The sequence below is a fragment of the Rhodovibrio sodomensis genome (genome assembly GCF_016583645.1).
In the GTDB taxonomy this organism is placed as follows: Bacteria; Pseudomonadota; Alphaproteobacteria; order Kiloniellales; family Rhodovibrionaceae; genus Rhodovibrio; species Rhodovibrio sodomensis.
The window spans coordinates 1-3843 of the sequence record NZ_NRRL01000208.1 but is presented as its reverse complement, the minus strand read 5'-3'; the positions used below and the strand labels follow the sequence as shown (position 1 = coordinate 3843).

Annotated in this window: 3 protein-coding genes and 1 pseudogene; 2 read left to right on the top strand and 2 right to left on the bottom strand. The window is 66.4% G+C overall.

The genetic code is table 11. The features are described 5' to 3' along the window. A pseudogene (locus CKO28_RS28145) lies at window positions 1-254 on the top strand (hypothetical protein); the annotation flags it as partial. A 110-nt stretch (window positions 255-364) separates the two neighbouring features. Then, on the top strand, window positions 365-781 hold the full coding sequence (dksA, locus tag CKO28_RS26980; RefSeq protein WP_200344496.1) for an RNA polymerase-binding protein DksA: 417 nt from the start codon (window positions 365-367) through the stop codon (window positions 779-781). A gap of 309 nt (window positions 782-1090) precedes the next feature. Here dksA and CKO28_RS26975 read toward each other — a convergent pair whose 3' ends face one another. Both CKO28_RS26975 and CKO28_RS26970 read right to left on the bottom strand, forming a co-directional pair. Further along, on the bottom strand, window positions 1091-2023 hold the full coding sequence (locus CKO28_RS26975) for an ISAs1 family transposase (protein WP_338050259.1): 933 nt from the start codon (window positions 2021-2023) through the stop codon (window positions 1091-1093). Between the two features lie 207 nt (window positions 2024-2230). Further along, complete coding sequence (locus CKO28_RS26970) at window positions 2231-3661, bottom strand: IS1380 family transposase (RefSeq protein WP_200344486.1); 1431 nt, start codon at window positions 3659-3661, stop codon at window positions 2231-2233. Between the last annotated feature and the right edge of the window lie 182 nt (window positions 3662-3843).

Here is a 3843-nt window from a genome sequence, read left to right as displayed (position 1 = left end):
GCAAGGCCGATCGGATCGAGCGGCTGCTCCTGGGGCTGGCGATCTCCCTCTACTGGGCCGTCTCAACCGGCATGTGGGACCGCGAAACCAACCCGCTCGCCGCCGAGGCCAAGGCGCCGGATCGCCGGCCCCCCCGCTGCCTACGTTCCAGGCTATCCTTCTTCACCCGCGGCCTCCGGCGGTTGAAAACATGTATCGCCAGCTCCCTTACACCACCGCCGCTTTGGGGCGTCTGGAGAACTGACTCATGCTGAGGCGGCGGTGTGAAAGAGGCTTGTGGCGTGGGTAAAAAATCATATACTGCGCCCGCGCCGAACCGGGTATTCCCGGACCCTGACGTCAAGGAAGGGACCCCGTTCACATAATGTCCGTGACTCTGCCGCCGGATTATCGTCCCACCGAGGATGAGCCCTTCATGAACGACAAGATGCGGGAGTACTTCCGCCAGAAGCTGCTGGCGTGGAAGGCCTCGCTGTTACGGGAGTCGCACGAAACGCTCGAGAACCTTCAGGACGGCGGGCTGTCCGAGCCGGATATCGCCGACCGCGCGTCGGCCGAGACCGACCGCTCGCTAGAGCTGCGCACGCGCGACCGGGAGCGCAAGCTGATCTCCAAGATCGACGAGGCGCTCCAGCGGATCGAAGACGGCACCTACGGGTACTGCGAGGAGACCGACGAGCCGATCGCCATCCGCCGGCTGGAAGCGCGGCCGATCGCCACCCTGTCGATCGAGGCCCAGGAACGCCACGAGCGTCTGGAGCGCACCCAGCGCGACGATTGATGCGCCCGTTGTGGGGGTTAGAATGCAAAGGCCCGACGTACAGCGTCATGGGTCCGCGTATCTGATTACAGGGACTCCAGCGGAACTTACGGGCAAGGGGCACGCGCGATCGGCCATTTCGAGAGCGGAGCGGCCTGTCTCCACCGCACCGTTATATCGGGTCCAGCGGGACGCTTTTCATCTCGCGGTCCAATTTCGCTTCCTCGGGGCGCCGCTGCGGTCGGTGGTATACGCGTCGCCGGCGTCGCTGACGTTGACTTTGTCCTTCGTTGACCGCCCTGCCAAGCTGTAACCCGGACGGGCACAGGGCTATCGCATTTGGCCGAGGATGTCGTAGGCGATCTGGTTGGACCAGCCGACCCGCTTGCGTTTCAGGCTGATGGAGAGATCCCGTCGCGCGTTGCGTAGCAAGTTGAGCGCCAGCTTGCGCAACACGGCGAGGTTCTCAGGGGCGTTGTCGGCCCGGTTGCGGGCTCTGTCCTCGTCGAAGGTCTCGTCGAGCACCCAATGTAAGCTGTTTTCGATCCGCCAATGACCGCGCACGGCCTCGGCGAAGCGTTGGACGCTCATCTTTGCGGACCCGAGGTAGTGGCGCCGCGTGATGGTGGTCTTGCCGTTGCGTGTCACCTCGGCCTCGACCATCGCGAGGCAGCCCAGTCCGGGCGGTAGCTCTGGCAGACCCGCGGCGGCTTTCGGACCGCTGAGCCAGCTGAGATCATGGCTGACATAGTGTCGCCGGACCTCGATCCGCCCGTGGCCCTTGTCGGTCGTCACCAGCGGTTCGATCCCATGGCTTTCGGCGGCTTCGAAGAGCTTCGCCACCTCGCTGTGCAACGCGGGGCGATTGTCCTTCAGCGCCAGGAGATAGTCGCCGCCCTGCTCCAGCACCGTGCGGGCCGTCTCGTCCTGGCAGTGGATCGCATCCGCGGTGACCAGAACCCCGCGCAGATCCAGGCACGCCAGAAGCGCCCGAGCGGCCGTGATCTCGCTATCGCCGTCGCCGGAACGGTAACCTTTATGGCCCAGGACGACGCCTCCCTCCGCAGAGAACGCCGTCACCGCCTCAAGCGGCGAACGGTTGGCCGCCGCATCGTACGACCGCCGCAGGGTCTTGCCATCGATCGCCATGATCCCGCGGCTGTCCTGGTTCATCTCTTCTAGGAACCGGCCGAAACACTGCGCGAAAGCCTCGGGGTCCAACAGCCGAAACACCCGGGAGAAGGTGTCGTGACCCCATTTAATGCATCGCCCGGCTTCTGAGTTCCACGCTATCCGGGCGTAGAACTAGTGCCGCGAGTCGCGGTTTTGCCGTTTTCGAATGACGCGAGTCCCGAGGCGCGTGGACGCGAGGAGGGGCGCGGGCCATACAAGCTCGGCGAGTCCGGCTGGACGCGCTGGTAAACCGGCTGATTAGCGACGCCAGCTCAGCTGTTTGGTTGGTCGGCGGGCTCAGGCGCCGGGCGGTGCCCAGGACCAGCGATCGAGCTGGGCCAGGATCGCTTGCCAGAAGTCGGCGAACCGGCGTTCGATGATCATGCTCAGGCGCCGTCCGCTGCGGACGAACCGGGCGCTGGTCGTAAGGACGGCTCGCTGGAGCCGGTGCAAACTGACACCCGTGCCGGTCGCCGCCTCCATCGCCGTGCGCGCAACGTGGAGGAGCTGATAGGCGATCAGATTGAGCTTGAGCACGGCTTCGTTGCGGGCAAACGCGTCGATCTCGGTCGGCGGATCAACGGCGCGGTAGACCGGCGCGCCGGCGTACTGGCTTTTCGGCCGCGGGCTGGAGGACAACGCCGGCGCCAGGAAGGCCTTCACTTCACCCATATGCCCTTCCGCGGTACCGCGCTCGCGGTAGAGCTGCAGGATCTCCTCCGCGCTCTTGGCCTCCTCGGCGATGCTGGTGACCAGGTAGAACGCCCGGGGCTGGTCGCCGTCCGTCTGCTCGGTGACCACCAAGATGATCCGACGCGGCTGCGCCCAGGATCCGGCCTGATAGCTGAGATCGAGGCACCACTCGCGCGGCTCTTCGGGTGGCCGGCCGGCCGGGCGCCTGCGGTAGGGCGCACTCAGGCGGTCGAGCGCGGCGTTCGGCTTCATCCGGGCGATGTAGGGGGTGCCGTCGCTCTCCAGACCGCTCAGCAGCTCCTCGCCCGGAAAGCCCGCGTCGATCCGGATGACGCCGACCTGGCAGAGTTGCTGCTCGGCCCGCGCGACCACGTCGCGAATGAAGGCGAGCGCGCCGTCGGCGCTGCCCGCGTTGCCCGCGCGCAGACAGGCATCCAGCATGTCGCCCGTCGCGCCGACGCTGGCGATCAGGGGATCGTAGATGCGCATCTTGTAGTGGCCGTTGAACGCGCTGCCCGGCTGGCGCCCGGCGACCGCGATGGGCAGACCGTCGATGTCGATCGCCAGGCGGCGCTTGCGACGGCCTTTCCGGCTGGCCTTCAGCCGCCGGCTTGCCAGCGCCATCAGGGCCTCGGACAGCCGGCGGTTGTTGGCCGGGCGGGCCAGGATGCCGTCCAGGCGCGAGACGGTGGACTGGGATGGCAGCGCGATGTCGAGCGTCTCCGCGCCGCGGTGTCCTGTTGCGGTCACGCAGAACGCGGGGTCATGGCGCAGGCGATCGACGTCCTGACCGTGGCGCCAGCCCTGGCCCATCAGGAGCAGCCGGGTGCGCAGCAGATCCGCCGGCGTGTAGGTGATCAGGTCCGGGTCTCGTGGATCCTCCAGCCAATCCGCGAGGTCGGCCACGATGCCAGAGCGCTCCATCGCCTCGCGTAGCAGGACCGCGCCGCCGTCACCGCTCAGCCGCTCGTCGCGCGCCTCGACTTGAAGCGAACGGTTGAAACGGGCCGTCAGGAGATGCTCGGATTCACCCACGGCGTGACCTCCATGCTGTTTCGGTTTTGTTGCTAATTCCCTGATAACAGCGGGTTTTGAGGGCGTGCCGTGCTAAGGCGTATCAAGCCAGTGGAGGAAGACACCACACGAACAGTTGTCGATTAGGTTCGGAAGCTGACGAGCGGCGCAGGTGGGCAACCGGCTGCGTCGAAGCCTCGTGA

What these genes read in the sequence shown, in the direction of transcription:
- dksA (WP_200344496.1), top strand. Translation starts at nt 365, where the DNA reads ATGTCCGTGACTCTGCCGCCGGATTATCGTCCCACCGAGGATGAGCCC.